The organism is Citrobacter sp. LST-B2, from assembly GCF_057983045.1.
In genome coordinates this window covers 403,265-427,195 of the sequence record NZ_CP192598.1, presented here as the reverse complement: position 1 = coordinate 427,195, position 23,931 = coordinate 403,265, and the positions used below count along the sequence as shown (strand labels likewise).

General features: G+C 54.6%; 23 protein-coding genes. 10 read left to right on the top strand and 13 right to left on the bottom strand.

All coding sequences use genetic code 11. The features are described from left to right. Positions 1 to 246: 246 nt before the first annotated feature. From nirB to ACQ0PY_RS01925, 5 genes are all read left to right on the top strand, one after another. A complete protein-coding gene (gene nirB, locus ACQ0PY_RS01945) occupies positions 247 to 2,790 on the top strand; it encodes an NADPH-nitrite reductase large subunit (protein WP_109739779.1) in 2,544 nt (847 codons plus the stop codon). Further along, positions 2,787 to 3,113 (top strand): nitrite reductase small subunit NirD, encoded by a 327-nt coding sequence (gene nirD, locus ACQ0PY_RS01940; RefSeq protein WP_042998403.1) that lies wholly within the window; start codon positions 2,787 to 2,789, stop codon positions 3,111 to 3,113. The genes nirB and nirD overlap by 4 nt, the downstream gene beginning before the upstream one ends. Before the next feature lie 137 nt (positions 3,114 to 3,250). Continuing rightward, positions 3,251 to 4,060: a nitrite transporter NirC gene (nirC, locus tag ACQ0PY_RS01935; protein WP_042998404.1), complete on the top strand. Its 810-nt coding sequence runs from the start codon at positions 3,251 to 3,253 to the stop codon at positions 4,058 to 4,060. Positions 4,061 to 4,071: 11 nt separating this feature from the next. After that, positions 4,072 to 5,445 (top strand): siroheme synthase CysG, encoded by a 1,374-nt coding sequence (gene cysG / locus ACQ0PY_RS01930; protein WP_042998405.1) that lies wholly within the window; start codon positions 4,072 to 4,074, stop codon positions 5,443 to 5,445. Between the two features lie 247 nt (positions 5,446 to 5,692). Then, positions 5,693 to 5,860, top strand: a complete 168-nt coding sequence (locus ACQ0PY_RS01925; protein WP_042998406.1) for a DUF4223 family protein — start codon at positions 5,693 to 5,695, stop codon at positions 5,858 to 5,860. 67 nt (positions 5,861 to 5,927) lie between these two features. Here the strand turns inward: ACQ0PY_RS01925 and trpS are convergent, their stop codons facing one another. The 12 genes from trpS to ACQ0PY_RS01865 all read right to left on the bottom strand — a co-directional run bounded on the left by trpS (position 5,928) and on the right by ACQ0PY_RS01865 (position 15,930). Further along, positions 5,928 to 6,932, bottom strand: a complete 1,005-nt coding sequence (gene trpS, locus ACQ0PY_RS01920) for a tryptophan--tRNA ligase (protein ID WP_090050276.1) — start codon at positions 6,930 to 6,932, stop codon at positions 5,928 to 5,930. Then, positions 6,925 to 7,683 (bottom strand): phosphoglycolate phosphatase, encoded by a 759-nt coding sequence (gene gph, locus ACQ0PY_RS01915; RefSeq protein ID WP_109739778.1) that lies wholly within the window; start codon positions 7,681 to 7,683, stop codon positions 6,925 to 6,927. Before gph ends, trpS begins: the two co-directional genes overlap by 8 nt. Beyond that, on the bottom strand, positions 7,676 to 8,353 hold the full coding sequence (gene rpe, locus ACQ0PY_RS01910; RefSeq protein WP_042998409.1) for a ribulose-phosphate 3-epimerase: 678 nt from the start codon (positions 8,351 to 8,353) through the stop codon (positions 7,676 to 7,678). Before rpe ends, gph begins: the two co-directional genes overlap by 8 nt. A gap of 17 nt (positions 8,354 to 8,370) precedes the next feature. Then, entirely contained in the window at positions 8,371 to 9,207 is an 837-nt protein-coding gene (gene dam / locus ACQ0PY_RS01905) for an adenine-specific DNA-methyltransferase (RefSeq protein WP_042998410.1), read from the bottom strand. A gap of 66 nt (positions 9,208 to 9,273) precedes the next feature. Further along, complete coding sequence (gene damX / locus ACQ0PY_RS01900) at positions 9,274 to 10,554, bottom strand: cell division protein DamX (RefSeq protein ID WP_042998411.1); 1,281 nt, start codon at positions 10,552 to 10,554, stop codon at positions 9,274 to 9,276. Between the two features lie 96 nt (positions 10,555 to 10,650). After that, positions 10,651 to 11,739 carry a 3-dehydroquinate synthase gene (gene aroB / locus ACQ0PY_RS01895; RefSeq protein WP_109739777.1) on the bottom strand — a complete coding sequence of 363 codons (1,089 nt, stop codon included), beginning with the start codon at positions 11,737 to 11,739 and terminating at the stop codon, positions 10,651 to 10,653. A gap of 58 nt (positions 11,740 to 11,797) precedes the next feature. Further along, on the bottom strand, positions 11,798 to 12,319 hold the full coding sequence (gene aroK / locus ACQ0PY_RS01890; RefSeq protein WP_042322869.1) for a shikimate kinase AroK: 522 nt from the start codon (positions 12,317 to 12,319) through the stop codon (positions 11,798 to 11,800). A gap of 306 nt (positions 12,320 to 12,625) precedes the next feature. Next, positions 12,626 to 13,864, bottom strand: a complete 1,239-nt coding sequence (hofQ, locus tag ACQ0PY_RS01885) for a DNA uptake porin HofQ (protein ID WP_109739776.1) — start codon at positions 13,862 to 13,864, stop codon at positions 12,626 to 12,628. Next, positions 13,776 to 14,180, bottom strand: coding sequence for a HofP DNA utilization family protein (locus tag ACQ0PY_RS01880; RefSeq protein ID WP_042998414.1), 405 nt, complete (start codon positions 14,178 to 14,180; stop codon positions 13,776 to 13,778). Before ACQ0PY_RS01880 ends, hofQ begins: the two co-directional genes overlap by 89 nt. Further along, on the bottom strand, positions 14,170 to 14,628 hold the full coding sequence (locus ACQ0PY_RS01875; RefSeq protein WP_042998415.1) for a HofO family protein: 459 nt from the start codon (positions 14,626 to 14,628) through the stop codon (positions 14,170 to 14,172). Before ACQ0PY_RS01875 ends, ACQ0PY_RS01880 begins: the two co-directional genes overlap by 11 nt. Beyond that, a complete protein-coding gene (locus ACQ0PY_RS01870) occupies positions 14,612 to 15,151 on the bottom strand; it encodes a PilN domain-containing protein (RefSeq protein WP_042998416.1) in 540 nt (179 codons plus the stop codon). The genes ACQ0PY_RS01875 and ACQ0PY_RS01870 overlap by 17 nt, the downstream gene beginning before the upstream one ends. Continuing rightward, the gene (locus tag ACQ0PY_RS01865) at positions 15,151 to 15,930 is read right to left on the bottom strand and encodes a type II secretion system protein GspL (RefSeq protein ID WP_044263801.1); all 780 of its coding nucleotides are present in this window, start codon (positions 15,928 to 15,930) and stop codon (positions 15,151 to 15,153) included. Before ACQ0PY_RS01865 ends, ACQ0PY_RS01870 begins: the two co-directional genes overlap by 1 nt. Before the next feature lie 120 nt (positions 15,931 to 16,050). Here ACQ0PY_RS01865 and mrcA point away from each other — a divergent pair, with 120 nt between their 5' ends. Continuing rightward, positions 16,051 to 18,603 carry a peptidoglycan glycosyltransferase/peptidoglycan DD-transpeptidase MrcA gene (gene mrcA, locus ACQ0PY_RS01860; protein WP_166444183.1) on the top strand — a complete coding sequence of 851 codons (2,553 nt, stop codon included), beginning with the start codon at positions 16,051 to 16,053 and terminating at the stop codon, positions 18,601 to 18,603. 48 nt (positions 18,604 to 18,651) lie between these two features. Here mrcA and nudE read toward each other — a convergent pair whose 3' ends face one another. Beyond that, on the bottom strand, positions 18,652 to 19,212 hold the full coding sequence (nudE, locus tag ACQ0PY_RS01855; protein ID WP_042998419.1) for an ADP compounds hydrolase NudE: 561 nt from the start codon (positions 19,210 to 19,212) through the stop codon (positions 18,652 to 18,654). Between the two features lie 324 nt (positions 19,213 to 19,536). Here nudE and igaA point away from each other — a divergent pair, with 324 nt between their 5' ends. The 4 genes from igaA (at position 19,537) to hslO (ending at position 23,718) form a co-directional block, all read left to right on the top strand. Next, positions 19,537 to 21,669, top strand: coding sequence for an intracellular growth attenuator protein IgaA (gene igaA, locus ACQ0PY_RS01850; RefSeq protein ID WP_044263804.1), 2,133 nt, complete (start codon positions 19,537 to 19,539; stop codon positions 21,667 to 21,669). Between the two features lie 65 nt (positions 21,670 to 21,734). After that, the gene (gene yrfG / locus ACQ0PY_RS01845; RefSeq protein WP_109739774.1) at positions 21,735 to 22,403 is read left to right on the top strand and encodes a GMP/IMP nucleotidase; all 669 of its coding nucleotides are present in this window, start codon (positions 21,735 to 21,737) and stop codon (positions 22,401 to 22,403) included. A 10-nt stretch (positions 22,404 to 22,413) separates the two neighbouring features. Continuing rightward, the gene (gene hslR / locus ACQ0PY_RS01840; RefSeq protein ID WP_044253504.1) at positions 22,414 to 22,815 is read left to right on the top strand and encodes a ribosome-associated heat shock protein Hsp15; all 402 of its coding nucleotides are present in this window, start codon (positions 22,414 to 22,416) and stop codon (positions 22,813 to 22,815) included. 24 nt (positions 22,816 to 22,839) lie between these two features. Continuing rightward, on the top strand, positions 22,840 to 23,718 hold the full coding sequence (gene hslO / locus ACQ0PY_RS01835) for an Hsp33 family molecular chaperone HslO (protein WP_043001765.1): 879 nt from the start codon (positions 22,840 to 22,842) through the stop codon (positions 23,716 to 23,718). The last annotated feature ends 213 nt before the right edge of the window (positions 23,719 to 23,931 follow it).

Genomic DNA, 23,931 nt, shown 5'->3' with positions numbered 1-23,931 from the left:
TTCCCTTCCTCGAAGGATGTAAGGCAGCCAATCTTTAGTGGTAGCCCTCTTCTGCTAAAAACCCCCTCATTTTGTACGTTATTTGTACAATCGCGAAAAGTCTGATATTTCCACAACTTAAGAAAATGCTGTCAAATCAGCAATATACTCCTTAAGAGGTATATAAAGGTGAATTTGATTTGCATCAATAAGTGGGGGTGCTGAATCGTTAAGGTAGGCAGTAATAGAAAAGAAATCGAGGCAAAAATGAGCAAAGTCAGACTCGCTATTATCGGTAATGGTATGGTCGGCCATCGCTTTATTGAGGACCTTCTTGATAAATCCGACGCTGCCAATTTTGATATTACTGTTTTCTGCGAAGAACCCCGCAAGGCATACGACCGTGTGCACCTGTCATCCTACTTCTCACACCACACCGCCGAAGAACTGTCTCTGGTTCGCGAAGGATTTTACGAGAAGCACGGCGTTAACGTGCTGGTCGGCGAACGTGCGATTACCATCAACCGCCAGGAAAAAGTGATTCACTCCAGTGCGGGCCGTACGGTTTACTACGACAAGCTGATTATGGCGACCGGTTCTTATCCGTGGATCCCGCCGATTAAAGGTTCCGAAACCCAGGACTGCTTCGTTTATCGTACCATTGAAGACCTCAACGCGATTGAATCCTGTGCTCGTCGCAGCAAGCGTGGTGCGGTCGTCGGCGGCGGTCTGTTAGGTCTGGAAGCGGCAGGCGCGCTGAAAAACCTCGGCGTGGAAACTCACGTAATTGAATTCGCCCCGATGCTGATGGCTGAGCAGCTTGACCCTATGGGCGGCGAACAGTTGCGTCGCAAGATTGAAAGCATGGGCGTGCGCGTGCACACCAGCAAAAACACCCAGGAGATCGTCCAGCAAGGCACTGAAGCCCGTAAAACGATGCGTTTTGCCGACGGTAGCGAGCTGGAAGTGGACTTCATCGTCTTCTCGACCGGTATTCGCCCACGCGACAAACTGGCGACCCAGTGTGGTCTGGAGGTTGCGCCACGCGGCGGGATCGTGATCAACGATGCCTGCCAGACGTCCGACCCGGATATCTACGCCATCGGTGAATGTGCCAGTTGGAACAACCGGGTATACGGTCTGGTCGCGCCGGGCTACAAAATGGCGCAGGTCGCCGTTGACCATATTCTCAATAACGAAAACGCCTTCGAAGGCGCAGATTTAAGCGCCAAGCTGAAACTGCTGGGCGTTGACGTCGGCGGTATTGGCGACGCACATGGCCGCACGCCGGGTGCCCGTAGTTACGTTTACCTCGACGAAAGCAAAGAAGTCTACAAACGCCTTATCGTAAGCCAGGATAACAAAACCCTGCTCGGCGCTGTGCTGGTGGGAGATACCAGCGATTACGGCAACCTGCTGCAACTGGTACTGAATGCCATCGAACTGCCGGAAAACCCGGACTCGCTGATCCTGCCGGCCCATGCCGGCAGTGGTAAACCGTCTATTGGCGTGGATAAACTGCCGGACAGCGCGCAGATTTGCTCCTGTTTCGACGTCACCAAGGGGATGCTGGTCGCCGCCATCAACAAAGGCTGCCACACCGTTGCCGCGCTGAAAGCCGAAACCAAAGCCGGTACCGGCTGCGGCGGCTGTATCCCACTGGTTACCCAGGTGCTGAACGCCGAACTGGCGAAACAGGGTATCGAAGTGAACAACAACCTGTGCGAGCACTTTGCTTACTCGCGCCAGGAACTGTTCCACCTGATTCGAGTGGAAGGCATCAAAACCTTCGAGGAGCTGCTGGCAAAACACGGTAAAGGTTATGGCTGCGAAGTGTGTAAACCGACCGTGGGCTCTTTGCTGGCTTCCTGCTGGAATGAGTACATTCTGAAACCGCAGCACACCCCGCTGCAGGATACTAACGACAACTTCCTGGCGAACATCCAGAAAGACGGGGCCTACTCTGTGATCCCACGCTCTGCCGGCGGTGAAATCACGCCGGAAGGTCTGGTTGCCGTAGGTCGTATCGCCCGTGAATTTAATCTGTACACCAAAATCACCGGTTCTCAGCGTATCGGCCTGTTCGGCGCGCAAAAAGACGACCTGCCGGAAATCTGGCGCCAACTGATTGAAGCTGGCTTCGAAACCGGCCATGCCTACGCCAAAGCGCTGCGCATGGCGAAAACCTGTGTGGGCAGCACCTGGTGCCGTTATGGCGTGGGTGACAGCGTGGGCTTCGGCGTTGAGCTGGAAAACCGCTACAAAGGCATTCGCACCCCGCACAAGATGAAGTTCGGCGTTTCCGGCTGTACCCGTGAATGTGCCGAAGCCCAGAGCAAAGACGTCGGTATCATCGCTACCGAGAAAGGCTGGAACCTGTACGTCTGCGGTAATGGCGGGATGAAACCGCGTCATGCGGATCTGCTGGCAGCGGATATCGATCGTGAAACGCTGCTCAAATATCTCGACCGTTTCATGATGTTCTACATCCGTACGGCGGACAAACTGACCCGTACCGCCCCGTGGTTAGACAACCTGGAAGGCGGCATTGAGTATCTGCGTTCCGTCATCATCGACGACAAACTAGGTCTGAACGAACATCTGGAAGAAGAGATGGCCCGTCTGCGCGAAGCCGTAGTCTGCGAGTGGACGGAAACCGTCAACACGCCATCTGCCCAGACGCGTTTCAGACACTTTATCAACAGCGATAAACGCGATCCGAACGTCCAGGTAGTGCCTGAACGTGAACAGCATCGTCCGGCCACGCCGTATGAACGCATCCCGGTCACTCTGGTGGAGGAAAACGCATGAGCCAGTGGACAAACATCTGCCACATTGATGACATCCTGCCCGCAACCGGCGTCTGCGCGTTGTTAGGTGAGGAACAGGTCGCTATTTTTCGTCCGTATCACAACGACCAGGTGTTTGCGATCAGCAACATCGACCCGTTCTTTGAATCCAGCGTGCTGTCTCGCGGATTGATTGCGGAACATCAGGGCGAATTGTGGGTCGCCAGCCCGTTGAAAAAACAGCGCTTTCGCCTGAGCGACGGCCTGTGCATGGAGGATGAACGTCATTCCGTGGCGCACTACGACGCGCGGGTGAAAGACGGCATTGTGCAGTTGCGCAGTTAATGAATTTTAGGGAGGCGCAACGCCTCCCTTTTTAACGTATTGGCAGTCCTGTTTTTTCGTAGGTCTAATGGCGGCATAAAGGCCTTATCCGGCCTACGGTTACGTTTTTATTTCATTTTTTATGGGTAATCACAGTCATGTTCACAGATACAATTAACAAATGTGCGGCTAACGCTGCGCGCATCGCACGCCTGTCGGCAAATAACCCGCTCGGCTTCTGGGTCAGTTCTGCGATGGCAGGGGCTTACGTTGGCCTCGGTATCATCCTGATTTTCACTCTCGGTAACTTACTCGATCCGTCCGTGCGTCCGCTGGTGATGGGTGCGACCTTTGGGATTGCCTTAACGCTGGTCATTATTGCTGGTTCCGAACTGTTTACCGGTCACACGATGTTCCTGACGCTTGGCGTCAAAGCGGGCACCATCAGCCAGGGGCAGATGTGGGCGATTTTGCCGCAGACCTGGTTGGGTAACCTGGTGGGTTCCGTGTTCGTCGCACTGCTGTACAGCTGGGGTGGCGGTAGCCTGCTACCGGTCGATACCAGCATCGTACACTCGGTCGCGCTGGCGAAAACCACGGCGCCGGCAACGGTACTGTTCTTCAAAGGCGCGCTGTGTAACTGGCTGGTTTGTCTGGCAATCTGGATGGCGATCCGTACTGAAGGCGCTGCGAAATTTATCGCTATCTGGTGGTGTCTGCTGGCGTTTATCGCGTCCGGCTATGAACACTCAGTTGCCAACATGACGCTGTTCGCCCTCTCCTGGTTCGGACACCACAGCGAAGCCTATACCCTGGCGGGGATTGGTCATAACCTGCTGTGGGTAACACTCGGCAATACTTTGTCCGGTGTCGTGTTCATGGGGTTAGGTTATTGGTATGCTACGCCAAAATCGGAGCGACCTGCTCCGGCAAAAATCAACCAAACTGAGGCTACAGCCAATAATTAAGGGGTAATGTCGTGGATCATTTGCCTATATTTTGTCAACTACGCGACCGCGACTGTCTGATTGTCGGCGGTGGTGATGTCGCAGAACGCAAAGCACGGTTACTGCTGGAAGCAGGCGCTCGTTTAACGGTTAATGCGCTGGCGTTTATTCCGCAGTTCACCGTATGGGCAAATGAAAACATGTTGACGCTGGTGGAAGGACCGTTTGATGAAGCCCTTCTCGACCCGTGCTGGCTGGCGATTGCCGCGACCGATGATGATGCGGTGAATCAGCGCGTGAGCGATGCTGCAGAATCCCGCCGTATCTTCTGTAACGTCGTGGATGCGCCGAAAGCCGCCAGTTTCATCATGCCATCGATTATCGACCGTTCACCGCTAATGGTGGCGGTCTCTTCCGGCGGCACCTCACCGGTGCTGGCCCGTCTGCTGCGTGAAAAACTGGAATCCGTTTTACCTCAACATTTGGGTCAGGTTGCACATTATGCCGGGCAACTTCGTTCCCGGGTGAAAAAACAGTTTGCCACGATGGGTGAACGTCGCCGCTTCTGGGAAAAGCTGTTTGTTAACGACAGGCTGGCACAGTCGCTGGCGAATGCCGACCATAAAGCGGTAGAAGAAACCACCGAGCAGATGCTCAGCGAGCCGTTGGATCATCGCGGTGAAGTGGTGCTGGTGGGTGCAGGCCCTGGCGATGCCGGACTTCTGACGCTAAAAGGGTTGCAGCAGATCCAGCAGGCCGATGTGGTGGTCTATGACCGTCTGGTGTCTGACGACATCATGAACCTGGTGCGTCGCGACGCCGACCGTGTGTTTGTCGGTAAACGCGCGGGTTATCACTGCGTGCCGCAGGAGGAAATTAACCAAATCCTGCTGCGTGAAGCGCAACAGGGCAAACGTGTCGTCCGTCTGAAAGGCGGTGACCCGTTTATCTTTGGTCGTGGTGGTGAGGAGCTGGAAACACTGTGCCATGCCGGTATTCCGTTTTCCGTGGTGCCGGGAATAACCGCGGCATCCGGCTGTTCCGCCTACTCCGGCATTCCGCTGACACACCGTGACTACGCCCAGAGCGTACGTCTGGTTACCGGGCACCTGAAGACCGGCGGCGAACTGGACTGGGAAAACCTGGCGGCAGAAAAACAGACGTTGGTGTTTTACATGGGGCTAAATCAGGCGGCCACTATCCAGCAAAAACTGATCGAATTTGGCATGCAGGCCGATATGCCGGTCGCACTGGTTGAAAACGGCACCTCGGTGAAACAGCGGGTAGTCAAAGGTGAACTGAATAATCTCGGCGAACTGGCAACACAGGTTGCAAGCCCGGCGCTAATCATTGTGGGGCGCGTGGTGGGATTACGTGAAAAACTAAACTGGTTCTCTAATCACTAAGCCTTAATTGTCGGTAAGGTCAGCATCGTCTGGCCTTATTTTTTTGGCCCTAAAATACAAGTTCCAGATCCGGACATTATATTAACTCATTAATTTTAAAATGATTACCCCTTCCACCCCTCCCGCATGCCTATTCCCTTACTGACGCGAAAAATAGATTACGTTATCGTCGACCCCGGTTAGCGAATGAAGATTCACTAATTCAATTGATGGTTAAAAAATTATATTTTTTACATAGGGAATGTAAATGAACACATTTATCAAAATGGCACTCTTAGGTGCGGCACTGGCAACCCTGACAGCTTGTACAGGTCACATCGAAAACCGTAATAAGACCTGCTCTTATGACTATCTTCTGCACCCTGCCATTTCTATTTCTAAGATGATTGGCGGCTGCGGCCCGACCGCAGAATAATCTCGCTGATCATTGCGCCGATACAAAAAAACCGGGAATCTCCCGGTTTTTTCATTTCGCGTACCCGTTACGGCCTGGCAACAAAACCAATCGCTTCATAAACCGCTTTCAGCGTAGCTGATGCACGCGCGCCCGCTTTTTCCGCGCCGTCTTTCATCACCTGTTGCAGGAAGGCTTCGTCGTTACGGTAACGATAATAACGCTCCTGCAACTCAGTCAGCATGCCGGATACCGCATCGGCGACTTCGCCTTTCAAGTGACCATACATCTTGCCTTCAAACTGTTTTTCCAGTTCGGGAATACTCTGTCCGGTCACGGCGGAGAGAATATCCAGCAGGTTAGAGACGCCCGCCTTGTTCTGCACATCGTAGCGCACCACCGGCGGCTCTTCGGAATCCGTTACCGCGCGTTTAATCTTCTTGACCACGGATTTCGGATCTTCCAGCAGGCCAATCACGTTGTTGCGGTTGTCGTCCGACTTGGACATCTTTTTCGTCGGCTCCAACAGAGACATCACGCGGGCGCCTGATTTAGGAATAAACGGCTCAGGAATTTTGAAGATGTCGCCATACAGCGCGTTGAAACGCTGAGCGATATCGCGGCTCAGTTCCAGGTGCTGTTTCTGGTCTTCGCCCACCGGCACCAGGTTGGTCTGATACAGCAGGATATCTGCTGCCATCAGTACCGGGTAGTCAAACAGACCAGCGTTGATGTTCTCAGCGTAGCGCGCTGACTTATCTTTGAACTGGGTCATACGGCTCAGTTCGCCAAAGTAGGTGTAGCAGTTCAGCGCCCAGCTCAGTTGCGCATGTTCAGGCACATGAGACTGAACGAAAATGGTGCTTTTCTCAGGATCGATACCACACGCGAGGTAGAGCGCCAGCGTATCCAGCGTCGCTTTACGCAGTTGCTGGGCATCCTGACGAACGGTGATAGCATGCTGGTCAACGATACAATAGATGCAATGGTAATCATCCTGCATGTTCACCCACTGACGCAGTGCACCCATGTAGTTACCAATGGTCAATTCACCTGAGGGCTGTGCGCCACTAAAAACGATGGGCTTAGTCATTTTTCGATTCCTGATTTTCGCTATGCGGAAGCCCGAGAGCGGGCAGTAGTTCATTAATGCGGTCATACATGACGTCTGGCTGGCTCAGCGCGATGGGTTCACCATAGTTGTAACCATAGGTGAGGCCAACGGACGGGCAGCCAGCGGCTTTTGCCGCCTGAATATCATTACGCGAATCCCCCACGAAGAGCAATTGCTCTGGCGCAATGCCGAGCTTACTTGCCACCAGCAGCAGCGGATCCGGATGTGGTTTTTTGTTCTGGACGTCGTCACCGCCAATAACGACGCTGAAATATTTACTGATATCCAGCGCGTCGAGCAATGGCGCAACAAACGGCGTCGGCTTGTTGGTCACCAGACCGAGCGGCAGTCCTTTGGCGTGCAGTGCGCCCAGCGTGTCGGCGACATCAGGGAACAGAAACGTCCCTTCTTCTGCAACATCTCCGTAGTAGCGGTCAAATAGCTTACGCAGAATACGGACCTGCTCCTCGGCGGGAATATCATCATCGACCGGCGGCTTGCCCATCGTCTTACGAAGTGTGGCGCGCTCCTGACGAGACCAGGTTAACGCCCGCTCCATCAATACATCAGCACCATTACCAATCCAGGTAATGACGCGCTCTTCACCGGCAACCGGCAGCTCCAGCGCATACAGCGCCATGTCCACTGCGGCGCTCAATCCCGGCGCGCTGTCCACCAGCGTTCCGTCGAGGTCAAAGGCAACGCCCCGAATATCCTGCAATTTATCCATGACTTACCTTCGCCAGTTCGCTGCGCATGTCATCAATGACTTTTTTGTAGTCTGGCTGATCGAAGACGGCGGAACCGGCGACAAACATATCGGCTCCTGCGGCGGCGATTTCAGCTATGTTACTCACCTTCACGCCGCCATCCACTTCGAGGCGAATGTCGTAACCCGACTCGTCAATGCGACGACGGACTTCGCGCAGTTTGTCCAGCGTTTGCGGAATGAAAGATTGACCGCCAAAGCCTGGGTTAACGGACATCAACAGGATCACATCCAGCTTGTCCATTACATAGTCCAGATAGCTTAATGGTGTCGCCGGATTGAAGACCAGCCCGGCTTTACAGCCGTGCTCTTTAATCAGTTGCAGCGATCGGTCAACGTGTTCGGAGGCTTCCGGATGAAAGGTAATGATGCTGGCGCCCGCGGCTGCGAAATCCGGGATGATTCGATCGACAGGTTTCACCATCAGATGCACATCGATGGGAGCCGTAATGCCATATTTACGCAGGGATTTCAGTACCATCGGACCCATGGTCAGATTCGGTACATAGTGGTTGTCCATGACGTCAAAATGCACGACGTCACCACCGGCAGCCAGAGCTTTCGCGGTGTCCTCACCCAGGCGAGCAAAATCAGCCGACAGGATTGAGGGGGCAATCAAATACTGTTTCATCCGCTTCTCCTTGAGAATTATTTATTCGCGGGTGAAACGACTCCTGGTTTGTACAGAGCCAGCAGTTCGTCCACCTTTTTACGTGTGCCGCCGTTGCTGCTTATACTGCGCCGCACTTTGACCTGAAAATGTTCCGCCGCTTTATACCATTCGCGGGTATCCGGCGTGTCATGGTTCGAAATTAACACCGGGATCTGCTTACTGACCAGCTTTTCGGCCATTTTAGCCAGATGGGCCTGCTCTTTCGGGCTGAAGCTATTGGTATGATACGCGGTGAAATTCGCCGTTGCTGACAGCGGGGCGTAGGGCGGATCGCAATAGACAACCGAGTTCGCATCCGCTTGCTCCATACACTCATCATATGAGAGGCAGTGGAATTCCGCATTCTGCGCTTTTTCCGCAAAGTGATACAACTCAGCTTCCGGGAAGTAAGGCTTTTTGTAACGTCCAAACGGCACGTTAAACTCACCGCGCAGATTATACCGGCACAGGCCGTTGTAACCATATCGGTTCAGATAAAGGAACAGAACCGCACGACGGAAAGGATCCTGGCTGGCGTTGAACTCTTCACGGAACTGATAGTAGAGCTCAGCCTGATTGGTTTCCGGGTTAAACAGTTCACGGGAAGCCTTCACGTACTCGTCGGTACGGGTCTTCACGATCTTATAGAGACTGATGAGGTCGCTATTGATATCGGCAAGAATATAACGAGAAAAGTCGGTGTTAAGAAACACCGACCCTGCACCCACAAAGGGTTCGACCAGGCATTCGCCCTGCGGTAAATGCCGTTTGATGTCGTCAAGCAGGGGATATTTACCCCCTGCCCACTTCAGAAAAGCGCGATTTTTTTTCATGCTGACTAACTAATTACACCTTCTCCGGCTGTGGAGAAAGCTCCGACAGCATCCTGCGCTTTAACATTATTTCAGATCGGCCTGTACCTGATGCAACGGTTTGGCCCACGGATTTTTTGCCTGCACATCGGCTGGCAGCGTGGAAACCGCGCGTTTCGCATCTTCTTTCGAGGCATACACGCCAGACACCAGAACATACCACGGTTGGCCGTTACGCGTCGTCTGATACACCACATAGTTTTTCAGATTCTCTTTCTTCGCCCAACCATTCAGGTTGTCGTAGTTTGAAGAGCTGCTGAGCTGCAGGGTGTAATGACTGGACGGTGCGGACTTCAGCGATCCGACGTTACCGGCGCTTTTAGCGCCAGATGCGCTACCTGCCGTTGCCGCTGGCGCGGTCTGAGCAGGTGCTGGCGTTTGCGCGGGCGCTGCTGTCTGTGCCGGTGCGGTGCTGACCGTCGCTTTTGGCGTCGTCGTGGCCGTAGGCGCTGCGGGTTCAGTCCGTTTAGGCTGAGCCGCCGGTTTCGGTGCTGCGGACGTCGTTTTCGCGGTGGTCTGCGGTTTCTTCGGCTCGATCACAGCCTGTTTACGTTCAGGTCGCTGGGCGCTGGCGGCGGGTGCCGTCGCCGTCTGGCTTGACGCAGTACCATTACGCACGGGCGCAACGGTCGCCGGTTCTGTTGGCAGCGTAGAGTTTACCGCCACATTATTTAGCTGTTCCTGACCCTGCGGTTGCGTCAGTGCATTATTCAGATCGCCCTGCACTTCTACACGCTGTTGACCTTCTGTGGTCACAGGCGTTTGACCCTGCGTTGGCGTGGAGGAGATTGGTGGCAAAGAAACATCCTGCTGCGTGTTGCCCGCAGTCTGTTCAGCGGAAGTGCTTCCCGGAGCGGGTTGGGCGCCGTTTGCCTGGTCAGCGGCATTGCCGGTGAGATCGATATTCTTCTCGCCAGACGCCGTTTGTTCACTTGAAGACGGGGTGGAAGGCGCTTTCAGCGCGGAGCCAATACCGATGATCAGCAGCAGCAGGACCAGCACGCCCACGCCCATCATCATGTACTGACGAGAAGCGGGTTTACCGGCGGCTTTTTTACGCTTACGCGGACGACGCTCGACGCGTTCTTCATCCACGAACTCTTCATCATCGGATTCGTAATCCTCTTCCCTCTCTTGCTCATCAAGGCGTTCTTTACGCCCGCGTGCAGGACGGCGATCGTCAGCGTCCAGATCAACATCATCAAAGTTGATCTGCGGTTCTCCGCGTTCTGAAGATTGACGAGAACGACCAGTACGACGATCGCTGGGATCGGGTTTCAGCTCGTCTTCTGGTTTGAATTCATCCATTTAACACCCCACTCAAAGGCTAATGCTTACGACGTTGCAACTAACCTGAATCTAAATGGCCGATACGTGAGCCGTATCAGTCCGCCTTTCTTGTTGTTACGCCTGCTGGCAATCAGCAATAGCGTTAAGAACCACCTCGTGCGACACGCCGCCGCGTACTTCACTTTTCCCTATCGCCAGCGGAAGGACTAAGCGCATTTCTCCCGCCAACACTTTTTTATCACGCAACATGTGCGGCAGGTAAGCCTGCGCGGACATCTCGCGCGGTCCGTGGATCGGCAAGCCGGCACGTTTAAGTAACGTGACGATGCGCTGCGTATCTTCTGGCGCAAACTGCCCCAGACGTTCCGACGTCCGCGCAGCCATTACCATACCTGCTGCGACCGCTTCACCATGTAACCAATTGCCATAACCCATTTCAGCTTCAATGGCATGACCGTACGTGTGCCCCAGATTCAGTAAAGCACGTAAGCCGGTTTCGCGCTCGTCTGCGGCAACAACTTCGGCTTTCAGCTCACAACAACGACGAATACACCAGGCCATTGCCGGTCCGTCCAGACGCAGTAGCGCATCCAGGTTCTCCTCCAGCCAGCTAAAGAATTCGCCATCCAGGATAATGCCGTACTTGATCACTTCCGCCAGACCGGATGCCAGTTCACGGGCAGGGAGCGTTTTCAGACAGTCGAGATCCACCACCACGGAGGCCGGCTGGTAAAACGCGCCGATCATGTTTTTGCCGAGGGGATGGTTTACGGCGGTTTTACCGCCAACGGAGGAGTCAACCTGCGACAAAAGTGTCGTCGGGACCTGGATGAAGCGTACACCGCGCTGATAGCTGGCAGCGGCAAAACCGGTCAGGTCGCCAATGACGCCGCCGCCCAGTGCGACCAGCGTCGTATCACGACCATGCGGTTTTTGCAGCAAGGCGGTGAATACCGTATCCAGCACCGTCAGGCTTTTGTACTGCTCGCCGTCAGGCAGGATGACGCTATCAACGTTCACACCCGCTTGTTCAAGTACGCTGCTAATCTTATCAAGATAAAGGGGAGCCAAGGTTTCGTTGGTGACCAACATAACCTGATCGCCCGATTTCAGCGGTAAGAATGAAGCTGGTTCGTTAAACAAACCAGCCGCGATGGTGATAGGGTAACTACGTTCCCCGAGAGTGACGGTAATCCTCTCCATGACGCGACATCCACCTTAATGACTTATACCCGCTTACCGAGTGTGTATTAAGCCAGAATCAGTTGCTTTCCAGCATATGAATAATCTGGTTTGCAACGACTTTGGCGCTCTGATCATCGGTACGAATGGTTACGTCGGCAATCTCTTCATACAGCGGATTGCGTTCGTCGGCCAACGCTTCCAGAACTTCACGAGGCGGCGCTTCTACCTGCAACAGCGGACGTTTTTTATCGCGCTGCGTACGCGCAAGTTGTTTTTCGATGGTCGTTTCGAGATAGACCACGACGCCACGCGCGGAAAGACGATTACGGGTTTCACGCGATTTTACAGAGCCACCACCGGTAGCCAGCACAATACCCTGTTTTTCCGTCAATTCGTTGATGACTTTCTCTTCACGATCGCGGAAGCCGTCTTCACCTTCTACGTCGAAGACCCAGCCCACATCAGCTCCGGTTCGTTTCTCAATCTCTTGATCAGAATCGTAAAATTCCATATTGAGTTGTTGAGCTAACTGGCGCCCAATAGTGCTTTTTCCGGCACCCATAGGCCCAACCAGAAAGATATTGCGTTTCTCTGCCATTTTTTCGGTACTACTAAGACTATTCGTTAATGATAAACCCGCGTCGCAGACACTGAGCGCAGCAGGACATGAACTGAAACCTCATAAGATATTGCGAGAGTCAGACTGAAAATTATCTCAATACTCAAGCAGGTTTGGCAACTGAATAAATCATCAAACCAGATTGTAGACAACCCGAGTCGGCATTGCCGGACGGCGATGAGAAGTACCGACTCTCAAATCGGTACTCCTTGTATGCTAAATAGCTGCGCACGTCAAATCCCTGAAACGAGTTAAGTGCAAAAACAACGGTGTTTCATGCATAAATCATTCTGTCGAGACCAATCTGGGCGTAATAAATACCACCAACTCACGACGTTCGTTTTCTTTCCCATCGTGGCGAAAGAGTTGTCCAAACCAGGGAATATCACCTAACAGCGGAATACTGTCCTTCCCGGTTTTACTCTTGTTTGAAAAAATGCCGCCCAGCGCCAGCGTCTCTCCACTTTTCACCTCGACCTGCGTTTCAATTTCCTGCTTATCGATGGCCAGTACCTCGCCATCCGCTTGTTGCAGCATCTGCCCCGACATGTTCTGACTGATACGTAGCTTCAGGCGGATCCGCCCCTTCGGTAAAACCGTTGGGGTGACTTCCATCCCTAGCACGGCCTCTTTAAATTCAACCGACGTCGCACCGCTTTCGCCGCTGGAAACCTGATAGGGGATCTCGCTCCCTTGCTTGATGCTGGCAGGCTGTAGGTGAGAAGCCAGCAGTCGCGGACTGGCGATAATATCGAGCTGTTGCTGTTGCTCCAGTGCAGACAGCTCCAGATCCAGCAACCGCCCATTAATACGACCAATATTGAACCCGACGCGGGTGGTCGCATTCGCGACCGAGAGATCGCTGGCTATCGTTGTCACTTGCCCCACCGCACCGGCCTTCTCGGCCTCTGCCAGTGTCCATTTCACCCCCAGTTCACGCAGACTTTTTTCATTAATGGTGACGATATGCGCCGCCAGTTCGACCTGTTCTATCGGGAGATCCATTTGTGCCACCCACTGTTCCACCAGCGCCAGCGTCGGCGAGTTATCCCTGACCAGCAGTCGATTGGTACGCTTATCTACCGTGAGGCTACCTTTGGCACTCAGCAGTTTATCCCCCGCTTTCGCCAGTTCAGTGGCATCGGCGTAATGCAGGGCAATATGCCGATTCTCCAGCGGTAAGTTCGCCTGGCGTCTTGCGACCTCCGCCTCCTGTCGCGCCGCCTCTTCGCTCTGCCAGCTCTCGGAATGCACATGTAAAATCGCCCCTTCCTGACGTAACACCAGTCCAGCGCTTTTCACTACCGTCTGGAGCGCCTGTTTCCACGGGACATCCGTCAGATGCAACGACACCACGCCGCTGACATCCGGCGATATCACGAGGTTTTTTCGCTCCTGTTCAGCCAGTGCCTGAAGAACCTGCGTGACGGGCACGTCATCCACCACCAGCGTCACGTTCTGGTTTTTTCCGGCCTGAACCGGCTGCAGGATGGCGATCAACACCACCAGTATCCATTGCTTCATTACCCTCTCCTTGTCGTTGCCACTGCCACTGGGGCGGGTCACACTCTTTACCTGTGCTCATTGTCAGCGTCTGTGCCGTGAGTTGCACGATAGTCCAGCCATTATCCAGAACCTCATGTTGCTCGACACGCCGCCAGTGATGCTGCCCGTCCTGAAGCAGTCCAATATTTCGCTCTCCCCTGCTCACCATCCCCTGGTATTGCCATTGCGCCAGCTCGGCACCATGGCAATGATCTTCAGGCTGGCGGAACGGATCGCGCATGCCGGTCAGCATCAACAATGAAAGAGCCACCAACACCGCGTTCTTACCCTTCATGGAGAGACTCCAGCATGAGCGTCAACACTCGCTCGTCGTTTTCTGCTTTCAGCGAAAATGCACTCACGGACATGCCTCGCGCCGCCAGGTATCCGAACAATGACACCATCGCCTCCCAAGGCGCCTTCACCGCAAGTTCTCCGCCCTGCGCCGATGGACGCCAGTACAGTAGCTGCATATTCGGCACCTGAAGCGTGAGCGGTGAAAACACCGGCGTTTGCGATGCCGATGAAAGCTGTGCCTCTGCCTGCGCGCCAGAGAGTTGATACAACGTTGAACTGAGCTGGCGGTTGGCCACCCGTTGCTGGCTAAGCGCACCCTCATCACGCATTCCCGGGAAGAACAGAAAAGACAACGCGATCGTACTTAACGCAGCCACCCAACTTACCCAGCAGACAATGCGGGTACGCGGCGAAAAAGCGCACCAGGTGTCAAAGAGGGCGATCATGCGCTTCTCTCCATATCACACGGTACTGGAACTGCCAGTATCCCTGCGCATCCTGCAGGGTGGCGCCGGTATGGTTTATCTCAAACATCGGCGAGTCGCGCAGGGCGGCTTCCAGTGCGCTGAGCGCAGAAAAGGTGAGCGCTTTTCCACTGAGTTCCAGTGAGCTCTGCTGGTAGTCCATACTGGTTAGCCAGGCCTGTGCCGGCACACTCAACGCAAGACTTTCCAGCGCGGGCTGCCAGCGGCGGGTCTGCTCGCGCAATCTGTCTCGTTGAATGACCTGCTGCGCCTGACGCTGGCGCGCCTCAAGCCGGGGTTTCACTGTCGTAAGCGCCGTGGCAAGTTGTTGCTCCGCCTGCAACAACACCCCATTTGCCTGCCCGCTCGTGGCGCGGGCGAGATATCCGATCAGCGTTAGTGCCAGCACGATCGCCGCTGATGCGCCGAATAGCCCACCCCACATACGCAGACAGGCATTACGCCGCTGTTGCCGCCAGGGCAAAAAATTGACGGGAGGATGCATCAACGCATTTCTCCCAGCGCCAGTCCTAGCGCAACGGCGAATGCATGACCTTCCCTGGGTACGGGAGGCTGACGAATTGAAACCGCCCGCCAGGGGTCAAACCCCTCGTCTGCGCAGAGCGCCACCTCTTCGCTTCTGAGGGAGAGTCCGGCAGCCAGGTCGTGAAGATGAGCTATCTCTGCCCGCGATTTGCGCCCCCATGCGTTGCGCGTCGCCCACAGCCACTGCGTGTCATCGCGCCACACCAGGCAGGTTTGTTCCGGGGAAAGAAAAGGCAGCAGACGCTGCAATGCGCAGGCATCTGGGGTGATCGCCGTGACGTTTACACCGAGTGTTTTCGCCAGCGTTAACAGAGCCGAAATCTCTTTGTCCTGCGCGGCGGTGACCGTATAGGCCGGGGCGAGCGCATCTTCGCTATAGTCAAAGCGCAGAGCTGCCGACTCCATATCCAGTTCACGCGCCATCGAACCGGTCAACCAGGCCGTTTGTTCACGCTCGCGAAGCGACATTGAAGGGCGGGGAAAGCGCTTTTGCCGCGTCCGACTCGCAGGAAAAGAGAGGTGTATATGGTGGCGTTGCGGCAGCTCGCGACTCCACGGTTGTAACACCGCCACAAGTTGTTCGGCGTCGTGGAAATGTCCGTCGCTGATTGTGTGTTGCGCCAGCGGCAGACGCCACCAGCGCTGTAGATACCAACCTGACGCGCCGCGAACGACGGCAACCGCCAGGGCTTCGTGTGGCTGAATGTGCAGGCCGACTTGCCAGAATCTGAAAGCCATTGCTGATGATCTCCTTATCACCCGTCGCTCTCACGGGTATATCAATGCGTCTGGCTTGCCTTTATACTACCGCGCGGTTGTTTATAAACTGCCCAAATGAAACTAAATGGGAAATCTCCGGTGAAGTTCGTAAAGTATTTATTGATCCTTGCAGTATGTTGCATCCTGCTGGGAGCAGGCTCGATTTATGGCCTCTATCGCTATATTGAGCCACAGTTACCTGACGTCGCGACGCTTAAAGATGTGCGTTTGCAGATCCCGATGCAGGTTTACAGCGCAGATGGCGAGCTCATTGCGCAATATGGTGAAAAACGTCGTATTCCGGTGACGCTCAATCAGATCCCGCCGGAAATGGTCAAAGCCTTTATCGCCACAGAAGACAGTCGTTTCTATGAGCACCACGGCGTTGACCCGGTGGGGATTTTCCGTGCGGCAAGCGTAGCGCTGTTCTCCGGTCACGCCTCGCAAGGGGCGAGTACCATCACGCAGCAGCTCGCAAGAAATTTCTTCCTCAGTCCTGAACGCACGTTGATGCGTAAGATTAAGGAAGTGTTCCTGGCGATCCGCATTGAGCAGTTGCTGAGTAAAGATGAGATCCTCGAACTCTATCTGAACAAGATCTACCTCGGTTACCGCGCTTATGGCGTCGGGGCGGCGGCGCAGGTCTATTTCGGTAAATCAGTCGACCAGTTGGATCTGGGTGAGATCGCGGTAATTGCCGGCCTGCCGAAAGCGCCTTCTACCTTTAACCCGCTTTATTCGATGGACCGCGCGACCGCACGTCGTAACGTGGTGCTGTCGCGCATGCTGAGCGAAGGGTACATCACTCAGGCACAGTACGATCAGGCGCGGAATGAGCCGATCGACGCCAACTATCATGCGCCGGAAATCGCCTTCTCCGCCCCGTACCTGTCAGAAATGGTGCGTCAGGAGATGTACAACCGTTATGGCGAAAACGCCTATGAAGACGGTTACCGCATTTACACCACGATCACCCGTAAGGTGCAGCAGGCCGCGCAACAGGCGGTACGTAATAATGTGCTGGACTATGACATGCGCCACGGCTATCGCGGTCCGGCCAACGTGCTGTGGAAAGTGGGTGAAACCGCATGGGACAGTAAGAAAATCACCGATACGCTGAAAGCGCTGCCAACTTACGGGCCGTTGCTGCCAGCGGTGATCACCAGTGCAAACCCGCAGGAAGCGACGGCGACTCTGTCAGACGGCACTTCGGTCTCGCTGCGGATGGAGGGCATTCGTTGGGCGCGTCCTTATCGTTCGGATACTCAGCAAGGCCCGACGCCGCGTAAGGTCACTGACGCGGTGCAGACCGGTCAGCAGATCTGGGTGCGGAAGATGGGCGAAGCCTGGTGGCTGGCGCAGGTTCCGGATGTGAACTCCGCGCTGGTCTCTATCAATCCGAAAAACGGGGCCGTGCTGGCGCTGGTCGGCGGTTTTGACTTTAACCAGAGCAAGTTCAACCGTGCCACTCAGGCGCTGCGTCAGGTCGGTTCTAACATTAAGCCGTTCCTCTACACTGCCGCGATGGACAAAGGTCTGACGCTGGCGAGTATGCTGAACGACGTGCCAATTTCTCGCTGGGATGCTGGCGCCGGTTCCGACTGGCGTCCGAAAAACTCACCACCGCAGTACGCAGGCCCGATTCGTTTACGTCAGGGGCTGGGCGAATCGAAAAACGTAGTAATGGTACGCGCCATGCGGGCCATGGGCGTGGACTACGCGGCGGAATATCTGCAGCGTTTCGGCTTCCCGGCACAAAACATTGTGCGTACCGAATCCCTGGCGCTGGGCTCCGCGTCATTTACCCCGCTACAGGTGGCGCGTGGTTATGCCGTCATGTCGAACGGCGGCTTCCTGGTCGATCCCTATTTCATCAGCAAGATTGAAACGGACCAGAACGGCGTAATTTTCGAAGCGAAGCCGAAAATCGCCTGCCCGGAGTGTGATATTCCGGTGATTTACGGTGATACCCAGAAATCCAACGTTCTGGAAAACAGCAACGTCGAAGATGTCTCCATCTCTGGCGAGCAGCAGAACGCCGCCGTGCCAATGCCCAAACTGGAGCAGGCAAATCAGGCGTTAGTGGCGCAGACCGGGGCGCAAGAGTACGCACCGCACGTGATCAACACGCCGCTGGCTTTCCTGATCAAGAGCGCGCTGAATACCAACATTTTCGGCGAACCCGGCTGGATGGGTACAGGTTGGCGTGCAGGTCGTGATCTGAATCGCCACGATATCGGCGGTAAAACCGGGACCACCAACAGCTCGAAAGACGCCTGGTTCTCCGGCTACGGTCCAGGGGTAGTCACCTCCGTATGGATTGGATTTGACGATCACCGCCGTGACCTGGGGCGCACCACCGCCTCTGGCGCGATCAAAGATCAAATCTCTGGCTACGAAGGCGGTGCGAAAAGTGCGCAACCCGCGTGGGATGCTTACATGAAAGTGGTGCTGGAAGGGGTTCCTGAGGAGCCGCTGACGCCGCCACCAGGCATCATCACGGTCAATATCGATCGCAGCACCGGACAACTGGCAAACGGCGGTAACAGTCGGGCAGAATATTTCATCGAAGGCACGCAGCCGACACAGCAGGCGGTGCATGAGGTGGGAACGACCATCACTGACGGTGGTGAGACACACGAACTGTTCTAAATAAAAAAGGCGCTGCGGCGCCTTTTTTCATTCCTTCAGGGTGCTCGTTTACAGCCGTCCCTGCCCTTTCAGCCATTCGCGTACAAGAAACAACGCGCTCACGTTTCGTGCTTCGGTAAAGTCGGGGTCTTCCAGCAGATCCATCAGATGCGCCAGCGGCCAGCGCACCTGCGGCAACGGTTCGGGTTCATCGCCTTCCAGTGACTCGGGAAAAAGGTCTTCCGCCACCACGATATTCATCTTGCTGGAAAAGTAAGACGGCGCCATGCTGAGTTTTTTTAAAAAAGTCAGATCGTTTGCCCCAAACCCGACCTCTTCTTTCAGTTCCCGGTTCGCCGCTTCAAACACGCTTTCACCCGGGTCGATCAACCCTTTGGAAAAGCCCAGCTCATAGGACTCCGTTCCCACCGCGTATTCACGAATCAGAATCAGGTGATCGTCAACGATCGGAACAATCATTACCGCTTCACGGGTCGAGGGACGCATCCGTTCATAGACACGACGCACGCCGTTGCTGAATTCGAGGTCCACGCTTTCAACGCTAAATAGCCGCGACTGCGCGACAGTTTCGACGTTCAGAATGGTGGGTTTTTGTAATGATTTGCTCATCGTGAGAATCTATGCCGTGAAATCAGTCGTTATTGTGCGATACGCAACACGGTTTCGGCAATGCGAATTGCCAGTTATTTACATTTATGTAACCTAATAAAAATATAATTCCTATTTCAAATTAAAAGTCAATAGGTTGAAATAGGTCCAGGAATTTGCTGATATTCCGCTTTTGCAGGTTTTGCTATCATCAGCATTCACTGGGATGCGCTGAAAAATGCTCAAGTTCAACTCCATGCTTGCCGATAGCCAACCACGGGATCACGTTCATTGTGACAGGGTGCGACTGACCACACCTGACAGATTAAGTAAGATGGGGAAAGCATGAGCACCATTCTGATTTTTTTAGCGGCGTTGCTGGTCTGCGCATTGCTGGCCTGGTGGCGACTTAACGTTCGTGCCAGACGGCGTAAGCTGCCGTGGACAAATGCATTCTCAGAGGCGGCAACGCGCAAACTCACGCCTGAAGAACGCAGCGCCGTTGAAAATTATCTTGATAGCCTGAGTCAAATCCAGCAGGTACCCGGTCCGACGGGTGCCAGCGCAGCCCCTGTTTCCCTGACGCTGAATGCTGAAAGCAATAACGTCATCATTCTGACCCACTCAATCACCCGCTACGGCATCACGACGGACGATCCGAATAAGTGGCGCTACTACCTCGATTCCGTCGAAGTCCATCTGCCTCCCTTTTGGGAACAGTACATTAATGATGAAAACAGCGTTGAGTTGATCCACACCGATACGCTGCCGCTGGTGATCTCGCTAAATGGTCATTCCCTGCAAGAGTATATGCAGGAGGCGCGTGGTTACGCGCTGCAACCGACCACATCCACACAGGCGTCGATTCGCGGCGAAGAGAGCGAACAAATTGAGTTGCTGAACATTCGTCAGGAGACGCATGAAGAATATGCGCTCAGCCGCCCGGCCGGTTTCCGCGAAGCGCTGTTAATTGTCGCCGCCTTCCTGCTATTCTTTTTCTGTCTGGTTACGCCGGACGTCTTTGTGCCGTGGATGGTGGGCGGAGCCGTGCTGTTGCTGGCGGCAGGATTGTGGGGCTTATTCGCGCCGCCATCGAAATCCGCACTACGCGAAATTCACTGCCTGCGGGGAACGCCGCGCCGCTGGGGACTGTTTGGCGAAAATGACCAGGAGCAGATCAACAATATCTCGCTGGGGATTATCGACCTGGTGTATCCAAGCCACTGGCAGCCTTACATTGCGCAAGATCTCGGCCAGCAAACAGATATTGATATTTATCTCGATCGCCACGTCGTGCGTCAGGGACGGTTTTTATCCCTGCATGACGAGGTTAAACACTTCCCGTTGCAGCACTGGGTACGCAGCACGATCATCGCCGGTGGCTCACTGCTGGTGCTGATGATGCTGTTATTCTGGATCCCGCTCGATATGCCGATTAAGTTCACGCTGTCGTGGATGAAAGGTGCACAAACCATCGAAGCGACCAGCGTAAAACAGCTTGAACAGTCCGGCGTGCGCGTCGGCGACACGTTAAATCTTCGCGGGACCGGCATGTGTAATATTCATGCGCAGGGCACCTGGAGCGCACAAACCAGTTCACCGTTTATGCCGTTTGACTGCTCGCAAATCATCTGGAATGACGCCCCTGCGCTACCGTTGCCGGAATCCGATCTAGTGAACAAAGCCACTGCGCTCTCGCAGGCCGTTAACCGCCAGTTGCACCCCAAACCGGAAGATGACTCTCGCGTCAGCGCGGCCTTGCGCTCCGCCATTCAGAAATCGGGCATGGTGCTGCTGGATGATTTTGGCGATATCGTCCTGAAAACCGCCGAGTTGTGCGCGGCAGAAGACGAGTGCGTACGCCTCAAAAATGCGCTGGTAAACCTGGGGAACAGTAAAGACTGGAGCGCGCTGGTGAAACGGGCCAACGCGGGCAAACTGGATGGTGTTAACGTTCTGCTGCGTCCCGTCAGCGCCGAATCGCTCGACAATCTGGTTACCACCTCCACGGCGCCCTTTATTACCCGCGAGACCGCCCGCGCCGCCCAATCGCTGAACAGTCCCGCTCCTGGCGGATTCCTGATTGTCAGCGATGAAGGCAGCGATCTGGTCGATCAGCCCTGGCCGACCGTATCGCTGTACGATTACCCGGCGCAGGAACAGTGGAGCGCCTTCCAGCGACTGGCACAAATGCTGATGAACACGCCGTTTAGCGCCGAAGGGATTGTCACCAATATCTATACTGACGCCAATGGCACGCAGCATATCGCCCTGCACCGCATCCCTGATCGTTCTGGTTTGTGGCGTTACCTCGGCACCACGCTGCTGATGCTGACGATGTTAGCCTGCACACTCTATAATGGCGTACAGGCATTCCGCCGCTACCAGCGTCATCGCACCCGCATGATGGAGATTCAACAGTACTATGAAAGCTGTCTGAATCCGAAGCTCATCAGCGCTCCGGAAAGCCTCATCTGATAACATGTCTGCGGCACCGGGTGTGCTACCCTGTGCCGCATCGCGTTTTCTTCTGGAGAGTTCCCATGCATAATGATATTGCCTGGCAGAACGTGGATACCGTTCTGTTAGACATGGACGGCACGCTGCTCGACCTGGCGTTTGATAACTACTTCTGGCAAAAGCTGGTGCCTGAGACCTACGGCGCGCAGAACGGGATCTCGCCACAAGAGGCGCAGGAACGCATCCGCCAGGAATATCATGCCGTGCAGCATACGCTAAACTGGTACTGTCTTGATTACTGGAGCGACCGTCTGGGTCTGGATATCTGCGCGATGACTACCGCAATGGGGCCGCGAGCGGTGTTACGTGACGATACAATCCCCTTTTTAGACGCGCTCAAAGCCTGCGGTAAACGGCGGATTTTGCTGACCAATGCGCATCCGCATAATCTGGCCGTGAAGCTGGAGCATACCGGTCTGGCCTCACACCTTGATTTATTACTTTCTACCCACACATTTGGATATCCCAAAGAGGATCAGCGGTTATGGCGCGCCGTGGCGGAAGAAACGGGAATGAGTGCAGAGAAAACGCTGTTTATCGACGATAGCGAACCTATTCTCGATGCGGCGGCGAAGTTTGGTATTCGTTATTGCCTCGGCGTGACTAACCCCGACTCTGGCGTTGCGGAAAAACAGTATGCGCGCCATCCGTCATTGAATGACTACCGCCGACTGATCCCCTCACTGATGTGAAGGAGACGCCATGAAAGAGAAGCCCTCGGTTGAGGTCAGACTGGATAAATGGCTTTGGGCTGCGCGGTTTTATAAAACCCGCGCACTGGCCCGCGAAATGGTGGACGGCGGGAAAGTTCACTATAACGGACAGCGCAGTAAGCCAAGCAAGATCGTCGAACTGAACGCCACGCTAACGCTGCGTCAGGGCAACGACGAGCGAACGGTGGTGATCAAGGCGATCACCGAGCAGCGTCGTCCGGCCAGCGAAGCCGTCACTCTGTACGAAGAGACAACGGAAAGCATAGAGAAACGCGAAAAAATGGCGCTGGCGCGTAAGCTTAACGCTCTGACCATGCCGCACCCGGACAGGCGACCGGACAAAAAAGAACGCCGTGACCTGTTACGATTTAAACACGGCGACAGTGAATAACTGTCGCCCGCTAGAGAGATGATTATGCCGCAACATGACCAATTACACCGCTATCTGTTTGAAAATTTTGCCGTGCGCGGCGAACTGGTAACCGTATCGGAAACCCTGCAACAGATCCTCGAAAACCATACTTATCCGCAGCCAGTGAAAACCGTTCTCGCGGAGTTACTGGTTGCCACCAGTCTGCTCACGGCGACGCTGAAGTTCGCCGGTGATATCACCGTTCAGCTCCAGGGTGATGGTCCGCTGAGCCTCGCGGTGATCAACGGCAACAACAATCAGCAGATGCGTGGTGTGGCGCGCGTCCAGGGCGAGATCCCGGAAGATGCTGACCTGAAAACGCTGGTCGGTAATGGTTATCTGGTCATTACCATTACCCCGGAAGAAGGCGAGCGTTATCAGGGCGTTGTCGGTCTGGAAGGCGATACGCTGGCAGCATGTCTGGAAGATTACTTCCTGCGTTCTGAGCAATTGCCAACCCGTCTGTTCATTCGTACCGGTGATGTTGACGGGAAAGCCGCTGCCGGCGGAATGCTGTTGCAGGTGATGCCAGCCCAGGATGCGCAAGCGGATGACTTCAACCATCTGGCCACGCTGACCGAAACTATCAAGGCGGAAGAGCTACTGACCCTGCCAGCCAATGAAGTGCTGTGGCGTCTGTATCACGAAGAAGAGGTCACCCTTTACGATCCGCAGGACGTTGAGTTCAAATGCACCTGCTCGCGCGAACGCTGTGCTGGCGCACTGAAAACGCTGCCGGACGAAGAGGTGGATAGCATTCTGGCGGAAGAAGGCGAAATCGATATGCATTGCGACTATTGCGGGAGCCACTACCTGTTCAATGCCATGGATATTGCCGAGATCCGTAATAACGCCTCCCCTGCCGATCCGCAGGTTCACTGATCGATATCCTGAACCGGTCGGATGACGCGATGCGTCTCCGACCGTCCGCACTAAATTCCGCACTTTTTGCTAAAATTTTCTTTCGTGGTGAATCGATATTTTGTATGTAAGTGGTTTGTTAATTTCTCGCATGAATGCGATTACACTCACAACATTCCCGTGAAAAATACTAATCCTTAACCTTTTAGGAACATTTTCCACAACTAAAAAGTC

Excerpts from the sequence above, each read along its gene's own strand:
- nirB (WP_109739779.1), top strand. The coding sequence starts at position 247 with ATGAGCAAAGTCAGACTCGCTATTATCGGTAATGGTATGGTCGGCCAT.
- nirD (WP_042998403.1), top strand. The coding sequence starts at position 2,787 with ATGAGCCAGTGGACAAACATCTGCCACATTGATGACATCCTGCCCGCA.
- nirC (WP_042998404.1), top strand. The coding sequence starts at position 3,251 with ATGTTCACAGATACAATTAACAAATGTGCGGCTAACGCTGCGCGCATC.
- ACQ0PY_RS01925 (WP_042998406.1), top strand. The coding sequence starts at position 5,693 with ATGAACACATTTATCAAAATGGCACTCTTAGGTGCGGCACTGGCAACC.
- trpS (WP_090050276.1), bottom strand. The coding sequence starts at position 6,932 with ATGACTAAGCCCATCGTTTTTAGTGGCGCACAGCCCTCAGGTGAATTG.
- gph (WP_109739778.1), bottom strand. The coding sequence starts at position 7,683 with ATGGATAAATTGCAGGATATTCGGGGCGTTGCCTTTGACCTCGACGGA.
- rpe (WP_042998409.1), bottom strand. The coding sequence starts at position 8,353 with ATGAAACAGTATTTGATTGCCCCCTCAATCCTGTCGGCTGATTTTGCT.
- dam (WP_042998410.1), bottom strand. The coding sequence starts at position 9,207 with ATGAAAAAAAATCGCGCTTTTCTGAAGTGGGCAGGGGGTAAATATCCC.
- damX (WP_042998411.1), bottom strand. The coding sequence starts at position 10,554 with ATGGATGAATTCAAACCAGAAGACGAGCTGAAACCCGATCCCAGCGAT.
- aroB (WP_109739777.1), bottom strand. The coding sequence starts at position 11,739 with ATGGAGAGGATTACCGTCACTCTCGGGGAACGTAGTTACCCTATCACC.
- aroK (WP_042322869.1), bottom strand. The coding sequence starts at position 12,319 with ATGGCAGAGAAACGCAATATCTTTCTGGTTGGGCCTATGGGTGCCGGA.
- hofQ (WP_109739776.1), bottom strand. The coding sequence starts at position 13,864 with ATGAAGCAATGGATACTGGTGGTGTTGATCGCCATCCTGCAGCCGGTT.
- ACQ0PY_RS01880 (WP_042998414.1), bottom strand. The coding sequence starts at position 14,180 with ATGAAGGGTAAGAACGCGGTGTTGGTGGCTCTTTCATTGTTGATGCTG.
- ACQ0PY_RS01875 (WP_042998415.1), bottom strand. The coding sequence starts at position 14,628 with ATGATCGCCCTCTTTGACACCTGGTGCGCTTTTTCGCCGCGTACCCGC.
- ACQ0PY_RS01870 (WP_042998416.1), bottom strand. The coding sequence starts at position 15,151 with ATGCATCCTCCCGTCAATTTTTTGCCCTGGCGGCAACAGCGGCGTAAT.
- ACQ0PY_RS01865 (WP_044263801.1), bottom strand. The coding sequence starts at position 15,930 with ATGGCTTTCAGATTCTGGCAAGTCGGCCTGCACATTCAGCCACACGAA.
- nudE (WP_042998419.1), bottom strand. The coding sequence starts at position 19,212 with ATGAGCAAATCATTACAAAAACCCACCATTCTGAACGTCGAAACTGTC.
- igaA (WP_044263804.1), top strand. The coding sequence starts at position 19,537 with ATGAGCACCATTCTGATTTTTTTAGCGGCGTTGCTGGTCTGCGCATTG.
- yrfG (WP_109739774.1), top strand. The coding sequence starts at position 21,735 with ATGCATAATGATATTGCCTGGCAGAACGTGGATACCGTTCTGTTAGAC.
- hslR (WP_044253504.1), top strand. The coding sequence starts at position 22,414 with ATGAAAGAGAAGCCCTCGGTTGAGGTCAGACTGGATAAATGGCTTTGG.
- hslO (WP_043001765.1), top strand. The coding sequence starts at position 22,840 with ATGCCGCAACATGACCAATTACACCGCTATCTGTTTGAAAATTTTGCC.